The 24,168-nt window shown below is 73.6% G+C and carries 21 protein-coding genes; 8 read left to right on the forward strand and 13 right to left on the reverse strand.

What is annotated here, in order from left to right; genetic code table 11:
- From NOD94_RS24975 to NOD94_RS25030, 12 genes are all read right to left on the reverse strand, one after another.
- The coding region (locus NOD94_RS24975) for a zinc-ribbon domain-containing protein (RefSeq protein WP_281208337.1) at nt 1-201 on the reverse strand (201 nt) is incomplete at its 3' end.
- Nucleotides 202-204: 3 nt separating this feature from the next.
- A complete protein-coding gene (locus tag NOD94_RS24980; protein ID WP_281208338.1) occupies nt 205-3,000 on the reverse strand; it encodes a serine/threonine-protein kinase in 2,796 nt (931 codons plus the stop codon).
- Nucleotides 2,997-4,385, reverse strand: a complete 1,389-nt coding sequence (locus tag NOD94_RS24985) for a hypothetical protein (protein ID WP_281208339.1) — start codon at nt 4,383-4,385, stop codon at nt 2,997-2,999. Before NOD94_RS24985 ends, NOD94_RS24980 begins: the two co-directional genes overlap by 4 nt.
- A gap of 56 nt (nt 4,386-4,441) precedes the next feature.
- A complete protein-coding gene (locus tag NOD94_RS24990; RefSeq protein ID WP_281208365.1) occupies nt 4,442-5,377 on the reverse strand; it encodes a glutamate ABC transporter substrate-binding protein in 936 nt (311 codons plus the stop codon).
- A gap of 116 nt (nt 5,378-5,493) precedes the next feature.
- A complete protein-coding gene (locus tag NOD94_RS24995) occupies nt 5,494-6,891 on the reverse strand; it encodes a hypothetical protein (protein WP_281208340.1) in 1,398 nt (465 codons plus the stop codon).
- Nucleotides 6,892-7,103: 212 nt separating this feature from the next.
- Nucleotides 7,104-8,111 (reverse strand): BadF/BadG/BcrA/BcrD ATPase family protein, encoded by a 1,008-nt coding sequence (locus tag NOD94_RS25000; RefSeq protein ID WP_281208341.1) that lies wholly within the window; start codon nt 8,109-8,111, stop codon nt 7,104-7,106.
- Nucleotides 8,102-9,379 carry a 6-phospho-beta-glucosidase gene (locus tag NOD94_RS25005; protein ID WP_281208342.1) on the reverse strand — a complete coding sequence of 426 codons (1,278 nt, stop codon included), beginning with the start codon at nt 9,377-9,379 and terminating at the stop codon, nt 8,102-8,104. Before NOD94_RS25005 ends, NOD94_RS25000 begins: the two co-directional genes overlap by 10 nt.
- A gap of 5 nt (nt 9,380-9,384) precedes the next feature.
- Nucleotides 9,385-10,320, reverse strand: a complete 936-nt coding sequence (locus NOD94_RS25010) for a carbohydrate ABC transporter permease (RefSeq protein ID WP_281208343.1) — start codon at nt 10,318-10,320, stop codon at nt 9,385-9,387.
- Nucleotides 10,317-11,285 carry a sugar ABC transporter permease gene (locus NOD94_RS25015; protein ID WP_281208344.1) on the reverse strand — a complete coding sequence of 323 codons (969 nt, stop codon included), beginning with the start codon at nt 11,283-11,285 and terminating at the stop codon, nt 10,317-10,319. The genes NOD94_RS25010 and NOD94_RS25015 overlap by 4 nt, the downstream gene beginning before the upstream one ends.
- Nucleotides 11,286-11,290: 5 nt before the next feature.
- The gene (locus NOD94_RS25020; protein WP_281208345.1) at nt 11,291-12,625 is read right to left on the reverse strand and encodes an extracellular solute-binding protein; all 1,335 of its coding nucleotides are present in this window, start codon (nt 12,623-12,625) and stop codon (nt 11,291-11,293) included.
- A gap of 91 nt (nt 12,626-12,716) precedes the next feature.
- Nucleotides 12,717-13,934 carry an ROK family transcriptional regulator gene (locus tag NOD94_RS25025; protein ID WP_281208346.1) on the reverse strand — a complete coding sequence of 406 codons (1,218 nt, stop codon included), beginning with the start codon at nt 13,932-13,934 and terminating at the stop codon, nt 12,717-12,719.
- A gap of 154 nt (nt 13,935-14,088) precedes the next feature.
- Nucleotides 14,089-15,150, reverse strand: a complete 1,062-nt coding sequence (locus tag NOD94_RS25030) for a mechanosensitive ion channel family protein (protein WP_281208347.1) — start codon at nt 15,148-15,150, stop codon at nt 14,089-14,091.
- Nucleotides 15,151-15,438: 288 nt separating this feature from the next.
- On the opposite strand from NOD94_RS25030, the gene NOD94_RS25035 reads away from it, so the two are divergent.
- The 4 genes from NOD94_RS25035 (at nt 15,439) to NOD94_RS25050 (ending at nt 19,208) form a co-directional block, all read left to right on the forward strand.
- Complete coding sequence (locus NOD94_RS25035; RefSeq protein WP_281208348.1) at nt 15,439-15,975, forward strand: HNH endonuclease; 537 nt, start codon at nt 15,439-15,441, stop codon at nt 15,973-15,975.
- Nucleotides 15,976-16,566: 591 nt separating this feature from the next.
- The gene (locus NOD94_RS25040) at nt 16,567-16,902 is read left to right on the forward strand and encodes a hypothetical protein (protein ID WP_281208349.1); all 336 of its coding nucleotides are present in this window, start codon (nt 16,567-16,569) and stop codon (nt 16,900-16,902) included.
- Nucleotides 16,903-16,914: 12 nt separating this feature from the next.
- Nucleotides 16,915-18,954: a 4-alpha-glucanotransferase gene (locus NOD94_RS25045; RefSeq protein ID WP_281208350.1), complete on the forward strand. Its 2,040-nt coding sequence runs from the start codon at nt 16,915-16,917 to the stop codon at nt 18,952-18,954.
- 20 nt (nt 18,955-18,974) lie between these two features.
- Nucleotides 18,975-19,208 carry a hypothetical protein gene (locus tag NOD94_RS25050; protein ID WP_281208351.1) on the forward strand — a complete coding sequence of 78 codons (234 nt, stop codon included), beginning with the start codon at nt 18,975-18,977 and terminating at the stop codon, nt 19,206-19,208.
- 98 nt (nt 19,209-19,306) lie between these two features.
- Here the strand turns inward: NOD94_RS25050 and NOD94_RS25055 are convergent, their stop codons facing one another.
- Nucleotides 19,307-19,804: a MarR family transcriptional regulator gene (locus NOD94_RS25055; protein ID WP_281208352.1), complete on the reverse strand. Its 498-nt coding sequence runs from the start codon at nt 19,802-19,804 to the stop codon at nt 19,307-19,309.
- A gap of 140 nt (nt 19,805-19,944) precedes the next feature.
- Here NOD94_RS25055 and NOD94_RS25060 point away from each other — a divergent pair, with 140 nt between their 5' ends.
- From NOD94_RS25060 to NOD94_RS25075, 4 genes are all read left to right on the forward strand, one after another.
- Nucleotides 19,945-21,201: an MFS transporter gene (locus NOD94_RS25060; protein ID WP_281208353.1), complete on the forward strand. Its 1,257-nt coding sequence runs from the start codon at nt 19,945-19,947 to the stop codon at nt 21,199-21,201.
- A 53-nt stretch (nt 21,202-21,254) separates the two neighbouring features.
- Nucleotides 21,255-22,196, forward strand: a complete 942-nt coding sequence (locus NOD94_RS25065; protein ID WP_281208354.1) for an EamA family transporter — start codon at nt 21,255-21,257, stop codon at nt 22,194-22,196.
- A 181-nt stretch (nt 22,197-22,377) separates the two neighbouring features.
- The gene (locus tag NOD94_RS25070; RefSeq protein ID WP_281208366.1) at nt 22,378-23,229 is read left to right on the forward strand and encodes a DMT family transporter; all 852 of its coding nucleotides are present in this window, start codon (nt 22,378-22,380) and stop codon (nt 23,227-23,229) included.
- 10 nt (nt 23,230-23,239) lie between these two features.
- Nucleotides 23,240-24,142: a LysR family transcriptional regulator gene (locus NOD94_RS25075; protein WP_281208355.1), complete on the forward strand. Its 903-nt coding sequence runs from the start codon at nt 23,240-23,242 to the stop codon at nt 24,140-24,142.
- Nucleotides 24,143-24,168 lie beyond the last annotated feature (26 nt).

Here is a 24,168-nt window from a genome sequence, read left to right on the forward strand (position 1 = left end):
CTCGCGCGCCGGGGCGTGCGCCGGGGCGGCGGGCCGCGCGGCCGGGGCCGAGGCCGGCAGGGGTCCGACCGGCAGGGTCGGATCCGGGTCCGGGGGCGGGGGAGGGGAGGACAAGGCGTAACCGCACACCCCGCAGAAACGGTCACCCTCCTCCAAGGGCTCCGCGCAGCTGGGGCAGCCCGACGGCCGATGCATCGACATCACTCACACCCACGTCCGGGGACGGAAACGGTTTGCCCGTTCCACCAGTTCGATCCTCTCCTCGCCCCGCTGCGCCAGCCGGGCGAGGACGCGGTACGAGCGTTCCAGGCCGAAGCGCAGCCCCCGCTCGTCCAGTTGACTGCCGAGCAGCGAGGTCCGGCCGGGGTCGGCGCCCCGGCTACCCGACAGTACCCAGTCCAGGGCCACGCCCAGAACCTCCGTCGACAGTCGCTCCTGCCGCTCCGGGTCCAGCCCGAACCGCCGCAGCGCCTCGACCTGCCCCGACGCCGCCACGAGATCGGCCAACAGGGGCTCCTGCGGGGACCGGTCGCGCAGGCGTGCCCGTACGGCCGCCACCCGTGCGGCGGTGTAGTGGATGGAGGCCTCCGGTACGGACTCCAGCGTGCGCACCGCACCGTCCCGGTCACCGGACGCCAACTGCACCCGGGCCAGCCCGAAGGCCGCGCTCACGAACCCCGGGTCGGTGGTCCAGACGAGGCGGTAGTACTCGGCGGCGTTGTCCAACTGTCCGAGGATCTCGGCACACAGACCGAGGGCCAGCTTCGGAGCGGGCTCGCCCGGGAAGGCGTCGTATATCGCGTCGAAGGACAGTGCCGCTATCTCGTCGTCCCCGGTGGCGAGCGAGGCGATCCCGCGGGCCCACACCACGCGCCAGTCGTCCGGGTACCGGTCCTCCAGCGCGGTCAGGGCCTCGCCGGCCACCACGAGTTCGCCCAGTTCGAGCCGGGCCCGCAGCTCGCGCAGCCGCAGTTCGGCGGAGTCGGTCGGGGCCGAGCCGAGGGCGCCCAGCAGATCGGCGGGCGCGGAGGCGAGGAGTCCGGTCAGGAAGCCGGCGTTGGGGTCGGCGGCGTCGACCAGGGGCACGGGCAGGGCCAGTGCAGTGTCGCGCGCGTCGAGGCGCGCCAACCCGGTCCGGACCGGGGACGCCCCAGCCCCCGGCGCCATCACCGGAACGGAAACCTCCGACGAACCGGCCCGCGTCGACCGGCCCTCCTGCGCCTGCCCGGCCCGTCGGGCCCCGGGTACGGGAGCGCCCGCCATGTGCGTGGCGGTGGTCCCGAGCGCCGCGACACCGCCCCCGAGCGGGGCCTGCGCGGGCACGGGCGCCGGGCCGCCGAAGGGAGGAACGACCGCGACTGCCCCCGCGGCACCGGACGCGGCCGGAATCGGAACGGGAGCGGCCACAGGGACCGGAGTCCCACCCGCAGCCCGCCGTCCGCCGCGGCCCCGGCCCCACGGCCGTCCCGTGGTCTCCCGCGCACCCAGCCGGGACACCACGGCGCCCGGCCCGTCCGCGTAGAGCCGGGTGTCCGGAACCCGCAGCTCGGGACCGAACAGCGTCGACAGCTGCGGCCGCGGCCGGCCCGTCTGCAACGCGACGACCTCCCGCAGCACACCGGTGAGCTGGTCCGCCATCTCCTGCGCCGAGGCGAACCGTCGACCCGGATCCGGATCGGTGGCCCGGACCAGCAGCCGGTAGAACGACTCGTACCGGCCGAACACCTCGATGTGCTCGGGGTCCGGCAGCGAGTCCACGAACACGTTCGTGTAGCCCTGGAAGTCGAAGGTCAGCACGGCGAGGGTGCGCGCCACCGTGTACAGGTCGGAGGCCACGGACGGACCCAACTCGGCCACCTCGGGGGCCTGGTAGCCCACGGTTCCGTATATCGCCGACTCGTCGTCGTCCATCCGCCGGACCGCGCCCATGTCGATCAGCTTGAGCTGGTCCTGCTGCTGGATGGCGTTGTCGACCTTGAAGTCGCAGTACAGGAGGTTGCGGCTGTGCAGGTGCCCGAGGGCCTCCAGCGCCTCGATCCCGTACGCGCAGGCCTGCTCCACGGGCAGCGGGTCGCGTCTGCCGTCCGGCCGGCGCCGCTCGTTCGCGATCTCCTTCAGCGACTTGCCGCCCACGTACTCCATGACGATGTACCCGTCGAGCGAACCCGTCCGCTGGTCCAGGTGCTCCACGAAGTTGTAGATCCGCACGATGTTGGAGTGCTCGATCTCCGCGAGGAAGCGCCGCTCGGAGATCGCCGCCTCCATCGCGTCCTGGTCCCCGGTGTCGAGGAGGCCCTTGAGGACCACCCACCGGTCGGAGACGGCCCGGTCCACGGCCAGGTAGACCCAGCCCAGACCGCCGTGCGCGAGGCAGCCCGCCACCTCGTACTGGCCGTGCACCACGTCACCCGCGCGCAGCTTGGGCACGAACGAGTAGGGGTGGCCGCACTTGGTGCAGAACCCCTCCGTACGGCCCGGCCGCTCACCCCGGGCCCGCCCGACCGGCGCCCCGCAGTCCGAGCGCGAGCAGAACCGCTTGCGCTCGGGGACCTCAGGGTTCTCCAGTACGGCCGCCGACGGATCCGGACGCGGCACCTGCGGCACGCTGACCAGCCCTGCTCCCAACCGGCCGCGCCCCGAGGCCGAGGACGCCGAACCGGAACTGCGCACCGACACCGAACGGGTGGACGCGGAACCGGGCAGGGACCGCGACAGCCGCCCGGACACCGAGCGGCGGGACGAGGAGGACCGGGAGGAGCGGGAGGACCGCGCCGAGGCCGAGGACCGGCCCGAGCCTCGCGAGCCCGCCGAGCCCCGGGAGTCGCCGTGCCGGGCGGCGCTGGTCATGCCCGTCGGCGGGGAGACCAGTTCCTCGGCGCCCGCCGCGACCGCGCCCGTCGGGGCGAGCCCGCAGGTGTCGCAGTACAGCTCGCCGCCACCCATGTCCTCGTACGTCCCGGGGCAGCCGGGGCGCATGCAGGGCGTTCCGATCAGGCTCATGCGTCCTCCTTCCCCGGCCCGCCGGGCCGGTGCTGCTCGGGTGGGTACTGCTCGGGTGGGTACTGCTCGGGCAGGTGGTGCTCCCGGACGTCGTGCCGGCCCGGTGCGCCGCGGTCCTGGCTACCAGGGCCTTGAGCACCAGGGTCTTGAGCACCGGGTTCCTGCGGTGGTGCCAGCGCCTCGGCGGTGGCCCGCTGGTAGCGCAGGACCGCCAGTTCGGCGGCCCGCAGATCGCAGGGCGCGCTCCACAGCATCCGCCGGGCGGTGTCGTACCGCTCGATCAGCAGCGGATCCTCCGCCAGTCCGTGCCGGGCGACCTTCGCCTTGTAGGCGTCCAACCTGCCGCGCAGTTCGGCCCGCACGGCCAGTGGGGCCGTCACCGCGGTCAACGACTCACGGGCCCGCCGGAGTTCCTCCTCGGCCCGTTCCTCCAGGGCGTCCAGCAGCGGGGACAGCCGGTGCCACTGCGCGTGCCTGCGGTACTCCGCGGCCGCCGCGAGCTGCTCCTGCAGGGCCGTCGGCGGTCCGCTGACGGCCGGTACCTCGGACGCCGCGATCTTCGCCAGCACCTCGATGCGGGCGTTGCGCGCCTCCGAGAGCGTCCGATCGGCCCGCGAGAGCACGTCCCGCAGGGCGATCAGCCGCTGCTCGGCGTCCTGCCGGACGGTCAGTACCGCCTCGACCTCCCGCCGTACGTCGTCCAGCGCGCGGGCCGCCCGGTCGTAGCGGGTGGTGTCCGGCCGCCCCCCGCCCGGGGCGGAACTCCCCGCCGCCGGGGTCCAGAAGGCCAGCGGGTCCGCGATCACCCGCTCGCGCAGCCGCGCCAGCTCGGCGGTGATCGACTCCAGGTCGTCCCCCGACGGGTGTTCGCCCGGCCGTACCCCCACCGAGTGCGCCAGCGACCGGGTGCGGTGCAGTTCGGCGGCGAGCAGGTCGATCCGCGCGGGCAACGCCGACCACACCGCGTCCGCCGCGACCACCAGGTCCAGGGAGCTCGCGTAGAGCTCGTTCATCCGGGCCACGAGCTCGGCCAGGGAGAACCGCTCCGCGAGCGCTGCGCCCTCCAGCCCCGCGCCGGCGATGGTCACCCCGGGCCCGCGCAGCCGCTCGGTCAGCTCCGCCAGGTCCTCCCGGTTCGGCCAGCGCCGCCGCTCGCGGATCGCGCGGGCGGCGGCCAGGGCCCCGCTGTAGGCGTCGAAGTACGTCCACAACCGGGTGATGGCGGTGTCGGCGACGGCCCACCGCTCCTGGGTGATCCCGCTCAGCGCGGCCCCCTCCAGGAGCCTGCGACCCGCGTGGTCCTGGAGCGCGAGCAGGGAGGTCTCCACGGCCTCGTGCTCCGCGCCCAGCCGTGTCAGCGCACGGTCGACGTCGTCCCTGTCCATCACTGCGGGCCCCGTTCCCGGAAGGCTCACGTAAGGCCTCGATTCCGCCACCGGCCTCAGCCGTCCCGGTACTTGGGCGCGGGCGGCGAGGCCACCTTCGGCAGCACGTTCTGGAAGTGGTCCCGGTACGAGGTCGCCCACGGGCTGTTGTCGCCGCCCGCCCGGTAGTCCTCCAGCACCTTGTTCACCCGGCGCACCAGGTCGGAGGCGTCCTTGTTCATCGCCACCCCGTAGAACTCGCGGGTGAAGGGGGCGCCGACGAGTTGCACCGACGGGTCCTGCGCGGCCTGGCCGGCGGCGAGCGCGTTGTCCGTGATGATCCCGTCGACCTCGCCCATTTGCAGCCGCACCAGGCAGTCCAGCTGGTTCGGGACGGAGACCGACACCGAGCCGTAGGCCCGGGACTTGAGGGCCGCCTCCGCCGTGGACCCGGCGGCCGTGCAGATCCGGCGGCCGTTCAGCGAACCGTCGTACCCGGTGATGGGCGAACCCTTGGGGGCCAGGACCTGCTGCCCGGCCTCGAAGTAGGCGGTGGAGAAGGCGACGTCCTCCAGACGCTTGCAGTTGATGGTCATCGTCCGGACGACGACATCGACGCGGCCCTCCTGGAGGGCGGGGATCCGCTGGCTGGTGGGGATCGCCCGGTAGATGACCAGGTCCTCGTTGCCGAGGATGTCCTTGGCGATGGCCTTGACCAGGTCGATGTCGAAGCCGACGAGGTGGCCGTCCGGATTGCGGTAGCCCCACTTGAAGCTGTTCTGGTCCACGCCCGCGACGAGCTTGCCGGCCTTGCGGATCCGCTCGATCGTCGGCCCGTCCATGGTGGACGGGCGCAGGCTCGCCTCCGGGTCCGGGCAGGTGTCGGCGGGGGCGGCGGGCGCCGCGACCACCGCGGCCGGCTCACGGACCGGACCGGACCGCCCGGCGTCCGGTGCGCCGTGGGCCAGCGGCAGCAGCACGGCCGCCGCCGTCACCGCACAGGCGGCGGCCATCGCGCTCACCCCGCCCCAGCCGCGCAGCCGCCCCGCCGCGCGCCGTGCCGGGGACGCCCCCGGCGTCCCGGCCGCCTCGTCCCGCCCCGCCCGCATCCGCCGTATCCGCATCGATCTCACCTGTACTCCGAAAGCCTGCGACCGATGCCGAGGAGGGCGGCCACCGCACCCAGGACGGCCAGGGCCGCCGAGCCCGTCACCAGCCCGTCCAGCGCGCCGAGCCCGCTCCGGGCCGCCCGGGTGAACTCCTGCTGCTCGTGGACCACGGCCTCCTCCAAGGAGGCGTCCACGACGTCGAACGACGCCCCACTGCTCTTCTTGTCCCCGATCACCTGGGGCAGGGCCAACTCGTAGTCGCCCTTCATGTCCGACTCCCGGGCCGCCGCGTGCCGCTGCTTCCACTCGGTCACGCCGGCCGCGGCCTTCTTGAGCGGATCGCGGCCACTGGCGTCGTCGGCGAGCCGCAGGGCCTTCGCCAACCCCTCGTCGAGCTGCCGCATGTTCGTCGCGTAGTCGACGTCGTACTTGTCGGACTTCTTGTCCTCGGCCAGTACGGCGCCCCGCGCGATCAGCGTCAGGTTCTCGCCGGCCCGCGCCTGGAGCGAGGCGATCCGCGCGTCGTTCAGCACCTTCAGCGACTCCTGCCCGTCCGCCCGGGCCTCGGTCAGCCCCGAACGGGCGACGGTCTGCCCGACCGTCAGCCACAGCAGCACCACCACCGAGGCGGCGGTAGCGGCCAGCAGCCCCTGGTTGAAGACCCGGTGGGTGCGCAGGTAGTTGCGCCGCTGCGCCCACACCAGCGCGCCGACGGCCAGCACCCCGATCCCCGTCGCGGCCAGCGGCCAGGAGCGGGCCTCGTCGTGGTCCGTGTAGAGCCGGCCGGTCTCCGCCTCGTACAGCCGCTGCGCGGCGGGCAGCAGCACCGTGCTCATCTGCTCGTTGGCGTGGCGCAGGTAGGCCCCGCCCAGGGGCAGTCCCTGCCGGTTGTTGGCGCGCGCCTGCTCGATCAGGCCGGTGTAGCGGGGCAACTGCTCGCCGAGCAGCGCTATCTCCTTGCGGGACTCCCCGCCGGCGCCGGTGTTCGCCGCCGCGCTGATCAGGAGCCGGGAGGCGCTGGCGATGTCCTTCTCGTACCGCTGACGGACCTCCCGGGGCTCCTGGGCTCCCGCGAGGAACCCGCTGGAGGAGGCCGTGTCGGCGTCCGCGAGGGAGCGGTAGATGTTCGCCGCGTCCGCGCTGAGCGGCTGGCTGCGGCCCACCACGGCCTCGGCCGCGGCGACCCGGTCCGACACCTCCCACACGGCGACCGCGCCGAACAGCACGATCAGCGCGGCGAGTACGGCCCCGATGATCCGCAGCCGACCGGGTTCGGTGGTCGCCGCGGCGCGCAGCCGCTCGACGCCCTCCGCCCAGGCGGTGCCCCTTCCCGGAGGGGCGGGCGGGCCCGCGGCAGGCCGGGGCGGCGCACCGGAGGTGCCGCCCCCGGGCGCGGGCGCGCGTGTCGTGATGGCCACCGTGACCTCCCCCTTGGTCCCTTTGCTCCGGAGCAGTATGGCCTTAGCGGCGGCCGACCACAGCACCCGGTGCTCGATCTTGGGTGATCCGTACCCGCGGCCGACCCGGGGGACGCCCCCCGTGTCGCCCCTGCCGCCCCCCGCCACCCCTTCACCGTCAATACGTCGGGACGGCCCCCACGGTTCCAGACCCGCCGCCTCCCCGGGCGGGTTCACCCGAAATGGGCACGGAGCTTCTCGTGGGCCCCGGGGGGCGCCCCCAGTGCGTCGAGCCCCAGCAGTCCGGCGCCCAGCACCGGCGGCGCGGCCACCACCGAGATCCGCGCGAGCGGGGCCCGCCGCGCCAACAGCTCCCCGATCCTGTCGTTGAGCTGCGGATGCCCGGCCGCGAGCACGCTGCCGCCCAGCAGTACCGGTACCTCCCGCGCCAGCAGGCCGAGCCGCTCCAGCGCCACCGACGCCATCGCCACCACCTCGTCGGCCTGCCGTTCCACGAGGGAGGAGGCCACCGGATCGCCCGCGGCGGCCACCGCGAACAGCACCGGCACCAGCTCGTGCACCCGCCGTCGGGCGAGGGAACCCAGGTGCAGCGCCTCGATCAACTCGTACATGGAGCCGAGCCCGAAGTGTCCCGGCAGCGCCACCGCCAGCTCCGTCGGCCCGCCGCGCCCGTCCTCGGCGCGCGCCGCCCACCACAGGGCCTCCTCCGCGAGCCCGCCCCCGCCGCCCCAGTCACCGGAGATCATCCCGACCGCCGGGAACCGGGCGGTGCGCCCGTCGGGCAGCATGCCGACGCAGTTGATGCCCGCCCCGCAGACCACCGCGACCCCGCGCGGCGCGTCCCCGGCGGGGAGCCCCGCCCGCAGGATCGCGAAGGTGTCGTTGCGCACCTCGGTCGCCGCGCCCCAGCCGCGCGCGCTGACGGCGTCGGCCAGCCGGCGTTCCTCCACGGGCAGGTCCGCGTTGGCCAGGCACGCGGAGACCTGGGCGGCGTACGGGGCCCCCGGCCGCAGTCGGGGCAGCCCGGCGGCCTCCGCGGCCTCCGCGACGGCCTGCCCGAGGACGTCCACGGCCGCCTCGACGCCGACCCGGGGCGGCTGGAAGCCCCCGGACCGGCCGGTGCCGAGGACGCTGCCGTCGGCGCCGATCAGGGCGACGTCGGTCTTGCTGTTGCCGGCGTCGACGGCGAGCACGGCCGCGCCGGCGGGCGTCACGCCCATGGCAGGTGCTCCTTGTTGTGGGCCAGAAGCCGGTCGGTCAGTCCTTCCGCGAGGTCGAACTGCCCGACGAGGGGGTGTGCGAGGAGCGCCTTGAACACCCGCTCGCGCCCGCCGCGCAGGGCGGCGTCCAGTGCGAGGTCCTCGTACGCCGTGACGTGGGAGACCAGACCGGCGTACAGCGGGTCCGGCCGGGGCACGGCCAGCGGCGTCGGCCCGGAGCGGTCCACCCGGGCCTGCACCTCGATGACCGCGTCGTCCGGGAGGAACGGCAGGGTGCCGTTGTTGAGGGTGTTCACCACTTGGAGGGCGCCGGCGCCGGCGCTGCCGCCGTCGCCCAGCAGGGCGGCGGCCAGGTCCACGGCGGCCTCCGAGTAGAAGGCGCCGCCCCGCTTGGCGAGCAGTTCGGGCTTCTCGTCGAGCGCGGGGTCCGCGTACAGGCCGAGCAGTTGCTTCTCCATCGCGGCGACCTCCGCGGCCCGCGAGGGCTTCTCGCCCAGCTCCCGGACCACCTCGTCGTGGGCGTAGAAGTAGCGCAGGTAGTACGAGGGGACCACGCCGAGCCGGTCCAGTACCGCGCGCGGCAGGTGCAGGTCGGCGGCGATGGCGTCACCGTGCGCGGCGAGCAGCCCCGGCAGCAGGTCCTCGCCCCCCGGGCCGCCCTTGCGGACGCCCATCTCCCAGGTCAGGTGGTTGAGTCCGACGTGGTCGAGGTGTACCTCGGCGGGGGAGAGGTCCAGCAGCTTGGCGAACTTGCGTTGGAAGCCGATGGCGACGTTGCACAGCCCCACCGCCTTGTGCCCGGCCCGGAGCAGGGCGCGGGTGACGATGCCGACGGGGTTGGTGAAGTCGATGATCCAGGCGTCGGGGGCGGCCCGCCGGACGCGCTCGGCGATGTCCAGCACCACCGGGACGGTCCGCAGGGCCTTGGCGAGGCCGCCCGCGCCGGTGGTCTCCTGTCCGACGCAGCCGCACTCCAGCGGCCAGGTCTCGTCCTGGAGCCGGGCGGCCTGCCCGCCGATCCGCAGCTGGATCAGCACGGCGTCGGCGCCGGCGACGCCCGCGTCCAGGTCGGAGGTGGTCGTCACGGTGGCCGGGTGTCCCTGTCGGGCGAAGATCCTGCGGGCCAGGCCGCCGATCAGCTCCAGCCGTTCGACGGCGGGGTCGATCAGCACCAGTTCCTCGACGGGCAGGCCGTCGCGCAGCCTTGCGAACCCGTCGATCAGTTCGGGGGTGTAGGTGGAACCGCCGCCCACCACTGCGAGTTTCATGGTCGTCAGCCTTTCACTCCGGTCAGGGTGACGCCTTCGACGAACGCCTTCTGGGCGAAGAAGAAGAGGACGATCACCGGTGCCATGACGAGCACGGTCGCCGCCATGGTGAGGTTCCAATTGGTGTGGTGCGCGCCCTTGAAGGACTCCAGGCCGTAACTGAGGGTCCAGGCGGCCGGGTTGTCGGAGGCGTAGATCTGCGGGCCGAAGTAGTCGTTCCAGGCGGCGAAGAACTGGAACAGGGCGACCGCAGCGATGCCCGGCTTGGCCATGGGCAGGACGACGCGCAGCAGGGTGCGCAGTTCGCCGCAGCCGTCGACGCGGGCCGCGTCGAGGTACTCGTCGGGGATGGTCAGCAGGAACTGGCGCAGCAGGAAGATGGAGAAGGCGTCGCCGAAGGCCATCGGGATGATAAGCGGCCACAGGGTGCCGGACAGGTCCAACTGCTTCGCCCAGAACAGGTACATCGGGATGACCACCACCTGCGGCGGCAGCATCATCATGGCGATCACCAGCAGCAGGGACAGCCGCCGGCCGCGGAAGCGGAACTTGGCGAGGGCGTACGCGACGGGCACCGAGGACACCACGGTCAGCAGGGTGCCGAGGCCCGCGTAGAGCAGGGTGTTGCGCCACCAGGTGAGGAAGCCGGGGGTGTTCCAGACGGTGAGGTAGTTGTCCCATTCCCAGGTGCGCGGCCACAGGTCGCGGGTCAGCGCCTGCTGGTCGCTCATCAGGGAGGTGAGGAGCAGGAAGACGAAGGGGAGGACGAAGAACAGGGCGGCGGCCACGCCCAGACTGTGCACGGCGACCCAGTGCAGGACGGCCCTGCGACGCGCCCGGCGGCCGGGCGCGGGGTCGGGCGTCCGGTGGGGCCGGGGGTCGGGCGTCGGGCCGGAGGCCGGGTCGGGCGTCCGGCGGCGCGTGAGGCCGGGCGTACTCATTCACCTGCTCCGATCAGTCCGCCACGGCGCCGCATGAGGAGCGCGGTGCAGGCCATGGAGAGGGCGAACAGCACCAGGGCGACGACGCAGGCGGTGCCGTAGTCGAAGCGCTGGAAGCCGACGTTGTAGACCACCTGGGGGAGGGTCAGCGTGGACTTGTCGGGATAGCCCGGCTCGAACTGCTGTCCCGAGCCGCCGATGACCCCGGCGGCCGCCTTCCCGGCGACCAGCGGCTGCGTGTAGTACTGCATCGCCTGGATGACCCCGGTGACCACCGCGAACAGGATGATCGGCGAGATGTTCGGCAGGGTGATGTGCCGGAACCGGGCCAGGGCGCCGGCGCCGTCGAGCTCGGCGGCCTCGTACTGCTCCTTCGGTACGTCGAGCAGCGCGGCCATGAAGATGACCATCAGGTCGCCGACCCCCCACAGCGCGAGCGCCGTGAGGGCGGGCTTGGACCAGTCGGCGTCGGTGAACCAGCCGGGCGCGGGCAGCCCCACCGACTCCAGCAGGGTGTTGACAGGTCCGGTGCCGGGGTTGAGGAGGAAGACGAAGGCGAGCGTCGCGGCCACCGGCGGCGCCAGGTAGGGCAGGTGGAACAGGGTCCGGAAGAGTCCGGCGCCGGTCTTGATCCTCGTGACGAGCAGGCCGACGCCGAGGCCGAAGACGACCCGGCAGCTCACCATCACCACCACCAGCCAGAGCGTGTTGCGCATGGCCGGCCAGAACAGCGGATAGTCCGTGAAGACGTAGCTCCAGTTGGCCAGTCCGTTGAAGACGGGCGGTCGGAAGCCGTCGTAGGAGGTGAAGGAGAAGTAGACGGTGGACAGCAGCGGGTAGGCGAAGAAGACCGAGAAGCCGATCAGCCAGGGGGACATGAAGGCGAGGGTCCGCAGCCGGGACCGCCGGTGCCTGGCCTTCAGGGCGCGCGCGTGCGGGCCCGCGGGGGCGTGGGTGTCGGGCATCGGTCCTACTGGGCCTTCGCGATGTCCGTGTCGATCTGCCGGTCGGTGGCGGCCAGCCCGGCGGGGATGTCGGGGACGTCGCCCTTCTCGACCGCGTACGCGAAGTCCTGGAGGGTCAGTTGGTAGGTGCCGCCGTCGGCCTGGGCCGGAGTGGTGTTCGACTTCGGGTGTCGGGCGATGTCGATGAAGGTCTTGAACTCGGGGGTCACCTTGAGGTCCGGGGAGTTCAGGGCGGCGAGCGTGGACGGCACGTTGTGGATGGCGTTGGCGAAGGCGACCACCGCCGCGGTGTCGGTGGTCATGTACCGCACCAGCTCCCAGGCGGCGTTCTGCTTCCGGCTCGCCGCCGAGATGCCCATGATCGTGCCGGATACGTAGCCCTTGCCGTAGTCGGCGAGCTGATCGTCGGGCACGGGCAGCGGGGCGGTGCCGATCTCGAACGGGACCCCGGCGGCCTTCGCCATGGCGGGCCGCCACTCGCCGTCGATCTGCATGGCGACCCGGCCCCGGTGGAAGGGGTGCTCGGCGCTCCACTCGTCGCCGAAGCCGGCGCGGAACTTCTCCAGCTTCTCGTAGCCGCCGAGCTCGGCCACCAGGCCCTTCTGCGCGGTCAGCATCTTCGCGAAGGCGGGGTCGCCGGCCAGGTTCGACTTCCCGTCGGGGCCGAAGTAGGTGGGGCTCCACTGGGCGGCCAGTCGCATGGGGGTGGTCTCGTAGCCGTGGAAGGTCGGCATCAGGCCGACCTGTTCGTACGAGTCCCCGCTCGGCTTGGTCAGTTTCCGCGCGACCTCGGTGAACTCGCTCCAGGTGCGCGGCGCTTCGGTGATGCCGGCCGCCGCGAAGGCGGTCTTGTTGTAGACGAGGCCGTAGGAGTCGTTCAGCAGGGGCAGCGTGCACTGGTTGCCCTTGAACTGCGTGTACTCCAGCAGGGTCTTGGGGAACACCGTCGCCTTGTCGACCCCGGACTTCGCGAGGAAGGGGTTGAGGTCGACGAAGGCGCCGGAGTTGCAGAACTTCCCGACGCTGTCGGTGGTGAAGGAGGAGACCACGTCGGGGGCCTTGTCCCCGCCCGCCCGCAGGGCCTGGTTGACCTTGTCGTCGGTCATGTTGCCGGTGGCCTTGACCTTGATGTTCGGGTGGGCCTTCTCGAACCGGGTGATGTTCTCCTGGATCGCCTCGACCTCGGCGGGCGCGGACCAGCCGTGCCAGAAGGCGAGGGTGACGTCAGCCTTCGGATCGTCGGCGGCCGCGGTGCCGCTCTGCCCGGCGCAGGCGGTGGCGAGTACGGATATGGCGGCCATGGTGGCCGCGGCCGTGGTGAGGCGTCCGGTTCTGGGCATGGCGGGGCTCGCTCTCTGCGGGAGGAACTTCCGGTGCGGGGTGCCGAGGGAGGTGTCGGGGTCGAAGGGGACGGGACGAACGGGGCAGGCCCTAGCGGGAGGTGTCGAACACTTCCTCGCGGGCGGCGGCCAGGGCGCTCTCCAGGGCGCCCCGCAGGACGGGCCGCTCGCGGACCTCGCCGGTGACGAGCCGGGGCCGGGAGGGCGCCAGCTCCGCCAGCTCGGTCTCCAGCAACGTGCGCAGCGGGTCGCCGCCCGCGGTGATCACGGCCCCGGAGAGCACGACGATCTCCGGGTCCAGTACGGCGACCAGCGAGGCCAGACCGGTCGCGAGGACGGTGGCGTACGACCGCAGGAAGTCGAGGTTCGCCCCGTCGGGCGCGGCGGCGGCCCGTTCCAGCAGGGCGACGCCGACGGCGACCTGCGGCCCGTGCGGGGCGTCCGGCGCGGGCGGCGCGGGGGTGTCGATGCCGAGCTCGGTGGCGAGCCGGGGCAGTACCTGTACGCCGGCCAGCTCCTGGTAGCCGCCGGTGTTGGCCCGGGTGACCTGGCGGACGAGGGGGTGCCCGGACACGGGCAGGAAGCCGACCTCGCCCGCGCCGCCGGTCCAGCCGCGGTGCAGCCTGCCGCCCAGGACCAGGGCGGCGCCGAGGCCCTCCTCGTTCCACAGCAGGACGAAGTCCTGGTGGCCGCGGGCCGCTCCGAGCCGCTGTTCGGCGACGGCGGCGAGGTTGACGTCGTTCTCGTACTCGACGGGCACCGGCAGCGCGGCCGCCAGCTCGTCGAGCAGGGTGGGGGAGTGCCAGCCGGGCAGGTGGCTGGCGTACCGCAACTGGCCGGTCTGCGGGTCGAAGGCGCCCGGGGTGGCGATGACCAGCCGGTGCAGGTCGTCGAGGCCGATCCCGGCGGCGCGGACGGCGCCGTCGAGGGCCCGGGTGACCTGTTCCACGGCGCCGGCGCCCTCGGTGTAGGGGAGTTCGAAGGCACCCGTCACCGTGCCCGTCAGGTCGGCCACCGCGGCGAGCACCCGTTCCGGGGTGACGTCGAGTCCGCCGACGTGGGCGGCCCGGGGGTTGAGGGCGTAGAGCTGGGCGCTGGGTCCGGGGCGGCCGCCGTCGGTGCCGGTGGCCACGACCAGTCCGGCGCTCTCCAGCCGGGCCAGCAGCTGCGAGGCGGTCGGCTTGGACAGGCCGGTCAGCTGCCCGATCCGGGTCCGGGACAGCGGGCCGTGCGTCAGCAGCAGCTCCAGGGCGGCGCGGTCGTTCATGGCGCGCAGCAGGCTGGGCGTTCCGGGCGTGGCGGCGGGCATGGCGCGGTCTCTCCTCGGCGAGGTGAACTGTTAGGTAAGTTTCCTATTGGGTCCGGAGCCCTGTCAATGCCGCTGCCCCGCCGGAAACGGGACCCGGCGGGGCGGCGGAGGGGCGCGGCGGGCGCGCGCGCCCGGACGTGAGGGGGTGCGGGGACTACTTGGTGATCCTGGGCGAGCCGGAACCGGCGCCGGAGCCCGAGCCCGACTGCGGCGGGATCGGGGCGGTCGCCAGGGACTGCGGCGAGGTCGGGTTCGACAGGGCGGAGGGCGCGGCGACGGCCGCCGACGGGTCCGCGGCCTCCTCCGCCTCGCCGGCGACCGGCAGGCCGCCGATGATCTTGATGCCTGCCGCGTCGAAGGCCTCCTTGATGCGCCACCGCAGCTCGCGCTCGACGGAGAACTGCTGACCCGGCATGGTCTTCGCCGAGACCGCGACCGTCATGGACGCCAGCAGCACCTCGTCCAGGCCCAGCACCTCCACCGGACCCCACAGGCGCTCGTCCCACGGGGACTCCTTCGCCAGCGAGTCGGCGACCTCCTGGACCACCTCACGGATGTGCGCGAGGTTCTCCGTCGGCTTGACCTGCACGTCCACGGCCGCCGTCGCCCAGCCCTGGCTGAGGTTGCCGATCCGCTTGATCTCGCCGTTGCGGACGTACCAGATCTCCCCGTTGTCGCCGCGCAGCTTCGTCACGCGCAGCCCGACCTCGATCACCTCGCCGGAGGCCACCCCGGCGTCGATCTTGTCACCGACGCCGTACTGGTCCTCCATGATCATGAACACGCCGGAGAGGAAGTCCGTCACCAGGTTGCGGGCGCCGAAACCGATCGCCACACCGGCCACACCGGCACTCGCCAGCAGCGGGGCCAGGTCGATCTTCAGCGCGGCCAACACCATCAGCGCGGCCGTGCCCAGGATCAGGAACGAGGCCACCGACCGCAGGACCGAACCGATGGCCTCCGAGCGCTGCCGGCGCCGCTCCGCGTTGACGAGGAGCCCGCCGAGCGCCGTACCCTCCACGGCCTCGGCGCTGCTGTTCATCCGGCTTATGAGCTTGGTCAGCGCCTTGCGGACCACGGACCGCAGCGCCGCCGCTATCACCACGATCAGCAGGATGCGCAGGCCGATGCTCAGCCAGGTGGCCCAGTTCTCCTCGATGAAGCTCGCGGCATTGGTCACGCTCTCGGCGGCGTCGTCGGTGGTGGTCGCTGCCAACGGGAGCAGAGTGGCGGGCGAGGGCACGGCGGGAACCTCCAGGCATAGCGGCCTGCCCGCCGAACGGGGTGTGCGGGCAGACCAACCACACTAACGGGGCACGGGGCCGACCTCGTTGCCGTGTTCGAGGGAGAGACCGGACTCACCTGGGGATGAAGGCGGTGTGGTTGAAAACACCTCGGACCCGTTACGGGCGCGTGGTGGCGCTTCGACCAGCCGTAAGGGGAGACTGGAGAGCAGATCGTCCCGGCGCGAGCCACGCGCCGCCGGCGTACAAGGAGGCAGTCCGTGCCGCACGTCCTGGTCCTCAACGCGTCGTACGAGCCGCTCGGCGTCGTACCGCTCCGACGCGCCCTCGTCCTCGTCCTGGAGAACAAAGCGGTCTCCCTGGAAGAATCGGGCGCCTTTCTGCACAGCGCGACGAGAGCCGTCCCCGCGCCCAGCGTGGTCCGGCTCAAGCGATTCGTTCGGGTCCCCTACCGGGGGCCCGTTCCGCTCACCCGGCGCGCGCTCTTCGCCCGCGACGGCGGCCGCTGCATGTACTGCGGGGCCGTCGCCACGAGCGTCGACCACGTCATCCCGCGCAGTCGGGGCGGCCGGCACGCGTGGGACAACGTCGTCGCCGCCTGCCGCCGCTGCAACCACGTCAAGGCCGACCGGCACCTCCTGGAGCTCGGCTGGCGGCTGCGCCACCAGCCCGCCCCGCCGTCCGGTCTGGCCTGGCGGATCATCGGGACGGGCCACCGGGACCCCCGGTGGATGCCCTACCTCCAGCCCTACGGCGCCGACGACGCGCTGGAACGCATCGGAGCCGCGGCGTCGTAGGGCCGGCCGCCCGCCTCCGCCGGTCGCCCTGCCGCCCGCTCCCGTCCGCCCGCCCGCACCGGGCGTCCGTCTCCCGCCGACACCCGTCGCCGCCGCCTCCGGTCATGTCCGGGGCCGGCGGCGACGAGGGTGCCCGCGGGTCCCCCGACCGACCCCGAGCCACCGCGGCCGGGGCGTGCGGTGGCCCGGACCGGACCCTCGACACGGTCTCGGGAAGTACCGGAGAGCCGATCGAAACCGGCGGCCGCGACCCGGCGACAGGGCCGTTCGGGGGTAGGCGCACCCGTCGGCGCGAAGGCCCCCCGAAGGCCGGACGTCACCCTGCCGCCCGCCGGTGACCGGGTCACCCCGACCGCCGCGGCCGGGCTCCGACTCCCGCCCCTGAGCTGCGCAGAGCCTCCCCCTCCCGGGCCGCCCCCGCTCGTACCGACGGGTCCCGCCCGGTCGCCCGTGCGGCTCGGGCGGCCATGATCATGGGGTGATCTGACCTGGATCCGCCAGGAATGCGGGGCCGCCGACTGGGTATGGCTGCGTTGTTCGCCGGGGTGTTGCATGGGCGGGTCCGACGATCCCGCGCAAAGGAGTGCTCCTGTGAACGCCCGTACCGCGACCATCGTTCTCCCCACCCGCCCTCCGCGCCCCGCCCACTCCCCCCGGCCCGCAGCCGGCCCCGCCGCCCCCGCCCCGACCGTCCCCGCCCCCGCGGGCCCGGCCGACTCCAAACCCTCCGACCCGACCACCCCGAAACGCAAGGCACCGCTCGCCCACCTGCCCGCCCCGAGCTGGCCGGAGGACACGCCCCTCACCAGTGAGCCCCCGCCGGCCGGATCCGCGTACACGCTGCTGACCAGCGAATCCCCGCTCATGGAAGAGGTCCCGCTGACCAGCGAGCCGAACCTCCCCGCCGCAATCGTCGCGGGCTACTAGACAGGGACACCGATGGACGACCTCGACCGGCTCGCGGCCCTGCACGGCGTCGCCACCACCTACCAGCCGGCCGAGGACGTCACCGTCCCCGTGCCCCGGGACACCGTCAGGGCCGTGCTCGGTCGGATCGGGGTACCCGTGGACACCCCGCAGGACGTCCGGGCGATGGCGGACGAGGACGAACGGGAGCGGGCCGGGCGGGCGCTGCCCCCCACGGTGGTGCTCTGGCAGGGCGAGCCCGCCCCCGCGCCGCTGACCGAGCTGCCCGCCGGCACCCGGATCCGGGTGGACCCGGAGGAGGGGCCCGAACCCCTCGTGTGGGAGGCGGGCGGCGGGCAGCCACCCCGGGGGCTCGTCTCCGGGCAGCCCGCGGAACCGCCCCTCGGGGTGCACCGCCTGACCGTCGAACTGCCCGACGGGCACACGGCCGGTGCCACCCTGATCGTCGCCCCGGAGCGGGCACCGGCCGCGCCGGCCCGGGCCCACGGGCTGCTCGTCCAGCTGTACTCCCTGCTCTCGGAGCGCTCCTGGGGCATGGGCGACCTCGGCGACCTGACGGAACTCGCCCGCTGGGCCGCCCGCACCCACGGCGTCGACTTCGTCCAGGTCAACCCGTTGCACGCGGCCGTCCCCGGCACCCCGACCGACCCGTCCCCCTACCGGCCCTCCTCGCGCCGCTTCCCCGACCCGGTGCACCTGCGGATCGAGGACGTCCCCGAGTACGCCGACAGCCCGGACCGCGGCGCCCTCGCCGAACTCGCCGCCCGCGGCGCGGAGCTGCGCCGGGAGGTGCTGGAGAAGGGGGCCCTGATCGACCGGGACGCCGTCTGGGCCCTCAAGCGCGAGGCCCTGGAACTGCTGTACGCCGTCCCGCGCAGTCCCGCCCGGGAGGCGGGCTACGGCGAGTTCCGTGCGGAGCAGGGCGCCCACCTCGACGTGCACGCCGCCTGGTGCGCCGCCGCGGCCGGGGAGGACCCCGGGGAGCGCACCGACTTCCACCGCTGGCTGGTCTGGCTGACGGACACCCAGCTGACCGCCGCCCAGCGGGCCGCGCGGGAGGCCGGGATGACGGTCGGCATCGTGCACGACCTGGCCGTCGGCGTGCACCCCGAGGGCTCGGACGCCCGTACGGGCCCCTTCCACGCCCGGCACATCAGCGTGGGCGCCCCGCCGGACGCCTTCAACGCGCGGGGCCAGGACTGGGGGTTGCCGCCGTGGCGGCCGGACGCCCTGGAGGGCACCGCGTACGCCCCCTTCCGGGCCCTGCTGCGCGGGCTGTTCCGGTACGCGGGGGCCGTCCGCATCGACCACGTCATGGGGCTGTTCCGGCTGTGGTGGATTCCGGCGGGGGCCCCACCGGCCGAAGGCACGTACGTCTCCTACGACGGCGAGGCGATGCTCGCCGTCCTGGTGTTGGAGGCCCACCGGGCGGGGGCCCTGGTGGTCGGGGAGGACCTCGGCACGGTGGAGCCGCGCGTGCGCCGGGCGCTGGCCCGGCGCGGGATCCTCGGCACCTCCGTGCTGTGGTTCGAACGGGACTGGGAGGGCGACGGGGAGCCGCTGGAGCCCGAGGAGTGGCGGGCCGACTGCCTGGCCGGCGTCACGACCCACGACCTGCCGCCCACCGCCGCCAAGCTGGCCGGGGAGCACGTCGAACTGCGGGACCGGCTCGGCCTGCTGACCCGTCCGTTGGAGGTGGAGAAGGACGAGGACGCCGCCGACACCGCCCGGTGGCTGGAGGTACTGGAGCGGCTCGGCCTGGAGACCGGGAACGAGGAGGCGGCCGTCCGCTCCCTGTACGCCTTCCTGCTGCGCACGCCCGCCCGGCTGGTCGGCGTGTGGCTGCCGGACGCGGTGGGGGACCGGCGGCCGCAGAACCTCCCGGGCACCTGGGACCAGTACCCCAACTGGAGACTGCCGGTCGCCGACGCGTCGGGCCGGCCGCTGACCCTGGAGGAACTGGCGGCCTCGCCCCGGGCGAACGCCCTGCTGAGCGCGGTGCGGCAGGGGGCGGGGACCCGTACGGCACCCCCGGGCGCGCGGCCGCTCTAGGTGTTCGCTACGTTTGCACCGTGGACAAGAAGAACGCTCTGCGCGCCGGCGCCATCACGGCCGGAACGACGCTGATGATGCTGCTGATGACGTCTCCCGCCCTCGCGCTGACCCCCGACGACGGTGACGACCCGGGCCCCAAGCTGAGCATCGCCGAGACGCTCGGCCTGTTCGTGGCCGCGCCGATCGTGCTGTTCCTGGTCATCGCGGGTCTGGTGATGGTCGGCGACAAGTCGCGCAAGACCCAGGCCTGACCGACCGGGCCGTACCCATCTTCATGCTTCCGGGGCGCCGGAGGTCCGCGCGGCCGTCGTAGGACGGTCGCGGCGCGACCTCCGGCGCCCCGTCGTGTCTACGACACGTCGGCCATGAGCTTGCGCAGCAGGACGGTCAGCTGCTCGACCTCTTCGCCGTCGAGGCCGGCCAGGGCGGCGCGCTGGACCTCCAGGCCGGCGGTGACCGCCTCGTCGATCAGGGCGAGCCCGCGGTCGCTGATCGTCACCTGGAGCCCGCGCCGGTCGTGCGGGTCGGGGCTGCGGCCGAGCAGCCCGGCCTTCTCCAGCTTGTCCAGACGTCCGGTCATCCCGCCCGTCGTCAGCATCAGCGTGGCCGACAGCTGGCGCGGCGAGAGCGTGTACGGGGCGCCGGAGCGGCGCAGCGTCGCGACGACGTCGAACTCCCCGCGGGAGATCCCGTAGCGGTTGTAGGTCCGTTCCATCGCGTCGCCCATGGCCTTGGTGATCCGGTACATCCGCCCGAAGACGGCCATGGGGGCCGTGTCCAGATCCGGGCGTACCGCGTACCACTGGGCGGCGATGGCGTCGACGGCGTCCTTGTTGGCCTCGGTCATGAACGCAGTATCCGGGTTCCGCTTCCTCGTTCGCAAGAAAGTTGCTTGACGGAAAGTGGCTTAGTGCTAAGCTACTTTCAAGTGACCTACTTGGGGGAGAAGGCGTGATGAAGGTGTTCCGGGGGACCGCGGAAACCAGGGTGGAGGGAGAACGTTCCCTCCTCACGGGTGTCGGCATCAGCGCGGTCGGCATCGGGATGTACATCCCGTTCTCCCTCGTGTTCTTCCACCACGTCACCGGCCTCTCCTTCACCCTCGTCGGGTTGGTGCTCACCGTCACCGGCCTGACCGGGCTGGCCTTCATGCCACTGGCCGGATCCGCCGTGGACCGGTTCGGAGCCCGCGAGGTCAACCTGGCGCTCCACGCGGTCCGGGCGCTCGGCTTCGCCCTCTACCCCTTCGCGGAATCGCTGCCCGCCTTCGCGGCCGTCGCGCTGGTGACCGCACTCGCCGACCGCTCCTTCCCCGTCGTCCAGCAGTCCCTCATCGGGGAGGTGGCCCGCGGCGGCGCCCGCGACCGCCTCCAGGCCTCCGTGCGGGCCCTGCAGAACGCGGGCATGGGCGCCGGCGCCCTACTGGTCTCCGGGGCGCTCGCGCTCTGGGGGACCGGCGGATTCCAGTACACCGCCTGGGGCAACGCCCTGGCCTTCGCCCTCGCCGGAGCGCTCGTCTCCCGGGTCCGGCCCGTGCGCGACGCCGAGGCGACCGGCTCCGCGGATCGCCCGGCCGTCGGGTACCGGACGGTGCTGCGGGACCGCCCCTTCCTCGGGCTGACCGCCGCCAACTTCCTCACCGCGCTGGGCTACGCGGCCCTGTCGGTCCTCTTCCCCCTCTACATCTCCACCTGGCTGCGCGGGCCCGACTCCCTCACCGGAGCCGCCTTCACCGTCAACACCGCCCTGTGCGCCGGGATCGGCGTCCTGGTCGCCGGTCGGGTACGACGCTCCGGAGCCCGCCGCACCCGGTCCGCCGCCCTCGGGGCGCTGCTCTTCGCCGCCGCCTTCGTCGCCCAGATCGTGCTCGGCACCCTGCGCCCCGGACAGACCGTCACCATGGTCGCCCTGTTGGCCATCGTCGTCGTCTACACCCTCGGCGAGCTGGTGCACAGCCCCTCGGGCGGCGCCCTGTCCGTCTCGGCCGCCCCCGAGGCCGTCCGCGGCCGCTACCTGGCCACCTACCAGCTGTCGTACGCGCTGGCCACGGCGCTCGCCCCGTCCCTGTTCACCGTCCTGCTCGCGGTCGACGGCCGGTTGCCCTGGGCCGTCCTCGCCGTCGCCGCCCTCGGCGCCGCGGCGGCGCTGGTCCTGCTGGAGCGGCACCTGCCGGCGGAAGCCGTGCACGCCACCCCGCCGGCGCCCGTCACCGCGCCCGTCCCGGCCGTCGCCGTCGCCGTCTGAGCCCGTCACCGCCCGGTCCGATCCCACGTTCCTCATCCGCCCGAGGAGTCCCCGTGAACCGCCTGACCACCACCCTGCTGACCGCCCTGGCCCCCATCTCCTGGGGTTCGACGTACTTCGTCGCCAGCGAACTCCTGCCCCCCGACCGACCCCTGTTCACCGGAGCCATGCGGGCCCTGCCCGCCGGACTGCTCCTCATCGCCCTCTCCCGGACCCTGCCCAAGGGCGAGTGGTGGTGGAAGTCCGCCGTCCTCGGCACGCTCAACATCGGCGCCTTCTTCCCCCTGCTCTTCCTCTCCGCCTACCGGCTGCCCGGTGGCGTCGCCGCCGTACTGGGCTCCGCGGGGCCGCTGTTCGTCGTCGGACTCGCCGCCCTGCTGCTCGGCGAGCGGGCCCGGCTGCGCACCGTCCTCGCCGCCGTCGCCGCCGCGTTCGGCGTGAGCATGGTGGTGCTGACCGCCGAGGCGGAGCTCGACCTCATCGGCGTCATCGCGGGTGTGGTCTCCTCCGCCTCCATGGGCGCCGGCACCGTGATGACCAAGCGCTGGGGGCGGCCCGAGGGTGTGGGCCCGCTGGCCATGACCGGCTGGCAGCTCACCGCGGGCGGGCTGGTCATCATCCCGCTCGCCGTCCTGATCGAGGGGGCGCCGCCCGCCCTCGACGGCAAGGCCTTCCTCGGTTACGGCTACATGATGCTGATCAACACCGGCATCGCCTACTGGCTGTGGTTCCGCGGCATCGGCCGGCTCAGCGCCACGTCCGTCACCCTGCTCGGCCCGCTGTCCCCGCTCACCGCGGCCGTCATCGGCTGGGCGGCGCTCGGCCAGGCCCTGTCGCCCGTCCAGCTGGCCGGCATGGCCATCGCCTTCGGCGCCACCGTCATCGGACAGCTTCCCGCGCGGACGCCCCGGGCCCCGCAGAAAACGTTCAGTTCTGCTGAAGGTATCGATCAAAATGTTTCGATGGACCTGAGCAATGCGGAGGTGCGACGGTAGGTCCCACGACATACCGACCCAGACCCCGAGGGGGAGACACCACGTGACCGTCAAGGACGAGGTCCGCACCGGCCCGCAGGCGCAGGAGCAGGCGAACGAGGCCGAGCGGGCCCCGCGGGCGCAGGCCCGGCAGGCACCGCGGCAGCCCGCCGCCCGGGGCGGCAAGGGCGCCGCCGCCGGCATCGGCCTCCTCCTCGCCCTGGTCGCCACGGTCGTCTGGTCCGGCAGCTTCGTCGCCACCCGGGGCATGGCCGACAGCGTCCCGCCCGTCCAGGCCGTCTTCTGGCGGTGGATCATCGCCGCCGTCGCGGTCGCCCCGTTCGCCGCCCGGCAGGCCTGGCGGCAACGGGCCCTGCTGCGCCGGCACCTCGGCTACGTCAGCCTCGCCACCCTCTTCGGCGTCACCCTCTACAACACCCTCGTCCACCAGGCCGGACTGACCACCTCCGCCTCCAACATGGGCATGATCATGGCGGCCTCGCCCGTCATCATGGCCGTCTACTCCCGCCTCGGCGGCGAACGGCTCGGCGCCCGGCGCACCTTCGGGCTGCTGCTCGCCGCCTTCGGCGTCCTGCTGCTCGTCGGAGACGGCTCGATCGGCCTCGACCTCGGTGCCGGAGACCTGTGGATGTTCGGCGCGGCCCTGTCGTTCGCCACCTACAGCGCCCTGCTCAAGCGCAAGCCCGCCGAGATCGGTCAACTCGCCTTCCTGTTCGCCACCTTCGTCCTCGGCGCGCTGATGCTGGCCCCCGCCTACGCCGTCTCGCTCGCCGTCCAGGGCGGCTTCGAGGTAACCCCCGGCTCGGCCGGACAACTGCTGTACGTCGGCGTCTTCTCCTCGGCCGTCGCCTTCTTCGCCTGGAACAAGGCCGTCTCCGTGATCGGCGCGGCCCGGGCGGGCGTCGTCTACTACCTCCAGCCCGTGTGCGTCGCCGGACTCGGCTTCCTCCTCCTCGGGGAACACACCGGCCCCGCGCAACTGCTGTGCATGGCGCTGATCCTGGGCGGCGTGGGACTGGGTGCCCGCCGGTAGGTTCGGTCCCATGACCGAGTGGGACATCAAGAAGCTGCGGATCCTGCGGACCCTCGCCGACCGGGGCACCGTCACCGCCACGGCCGAGGCGCTGCACATGACGCCCTCGGCCGTTTCGCAGCAGCTGACCAACCTCGCCCGGCAGTTGGGGGTGCCGCTGCTGGAGGCCCAGGGCCGGCGGGTACGGCTCACCGACGCCGCCCACCTGGTCCTGCGGCACACCGAGGCCGTCTTCGCGCAGCTGGAGCGGGCCGACGCCGAACTCGCCGGGTACCTGTCCGGGGAGGCCGGCGAGGTGCGGATCGGGGCCTTCTCCACCGCCGTGCCCGTCCTCGTCGTCCCCGCCGTCGCCGCCCTGCGGCGCACCCACCCGGGGGTGGAGGTACGGGTCCGCGAAACCGAGGCCGCCGAGTCCTACGAGCTGCTGACCGCCGGGGCCGTGGACCTCGCGCTGTCCCTCGCCGCGCACGCGCCCGGCGCCCGCGACCCCCGCTTCAGCCGGGTCACGCTGCTGGAGGACCCCCTCGACGTGGCCCTGCCGCCCGGGCACCCGCTGACCGCCGCGCCCGCGCTACGGCTGGCCGACCTGTCCGGGGAGCGGTGGATCTACGGGGGCAGCGGCCCCTGGTCGGAGATCACCCGCAGCGCCTGCGAAGCCGCCGGGTTCGTCCCGGAGCAGGCCCACTCGGCCTCCGGCTGGACCGCGATCCTGGCCATGGTGGAGGCGGGCATGGGCGTGGCGCTCGTCCCGCGCATGGTCACCGGCCGGGCCTCGGGGGTCACCGTACGGGTCCTCGCCCACGACCGGCCCGCCCGGCACGTCATCGCCGCGCTGCGCCGGGGCTCCGAGTCGGCCCCCGCCGTTGCCCGCGTCCTCGCGGCCCTCCGCGAGACCGCGGGCGCGCCGCGCTGAACCGGACCGGACGCACCCGGCCCCCG

Origin of the sequence: Streptomyces sp. Isolate_45, assembly GCF_024721315.2 — a bacterium.
Classification (GTDB): Bacteria; Actinomycetota; Actinomycetes; order Streptomycetales; family Streptomycetaceae; genus Streptomyces.

Bases quoted from the DNA above. Each gene is read 5' to 3' on its own strand.
- NOD94_RS25015 (WP_281208344.1), bottom strand. From the start codon at position 11,285: ATGCCCGACACCCACGCCCCCGCGGGCCCGCACGCGCGCGCCCTGAAG.
- NOD94_RS24985 (WP_281208339.1), bottom strand. From the start codon at position 4,385: ATGGACAGGGACGACGTCGACCGTGCGCTGACACGGCTGGGCGCGGAG.
- NOD94_RS25075 (WP_281208355.1), top strand. From the start codon at position 23,240: ATGACCGAGTGGGACATCAAGAAGCTGCGGATCCTGCGGACCCTCGCC.
- NOD94_RS25045 (WP_281208350.1), top strand. From the start codon at position 16,915: ATGGACGACCTCGACCGGCTCGCGGCCCTGCACGGCGTCGCCACCACC.
- NOD94_RS25010 (WP_281208343.1), bottom strand. From the start codon at position 10,320: ATGAGTACGCCCGGCCTCACGCGCCGCCGGACGCCCGACCCGGCCTCC.
- NOD94_RS25005 (WP_281208342.1), bottom strand. From the start codon at position 9,379: ATGAAACTCGCAGTGGTGGGCGGCGGTTCCACCTACACCCCCGAACTG.
- NOD94_RS25055 (WP_281208352.1), bottom strand. From the start codon at position 19,804: ATGACCGAGGCCAACAAGGACGCCGTCGACGCCATCGCCGCCCAGTGG.
- NOD94_RS25020 (WP_281208345.1), bottom strand. From the start codon at position 12,625: ATGCCCAGAACCGGACGCCTCACCACGGCCGCGGCCACCATGGCCGCC.
- NOD94_RS24980 (WP_281208338.1), bottom strand. From the start codon at position 3,000: ATGAGCCTGATCGGAACGCCCTGCATGCGCCCCGGCTGCCCCGGGACG.
- NOD94_RS25025 (WP_281208346.1), bottom strand. From the start codon at position 13,934: ATGCCCGCCGCCACGCCCGGAACGCCCAGCCTGCTGCGCGCCATGAAC.
- NOD94_RS24990 (WP_281208365.1), bottom strand. From the start codon at position 5,377: ATGGCCGCCGCCTGTGCGGTGACGGCGGCGGCCGTGCTGCTGCCGCTG.
- NOD94_RS25000 (WP_281208341.1), bottom strand. From the start codon at position 8,111: ATGGGCGTGACGCCCGCCGGCGCGGCCGTGCTCGCCGTCGACGCCGGC.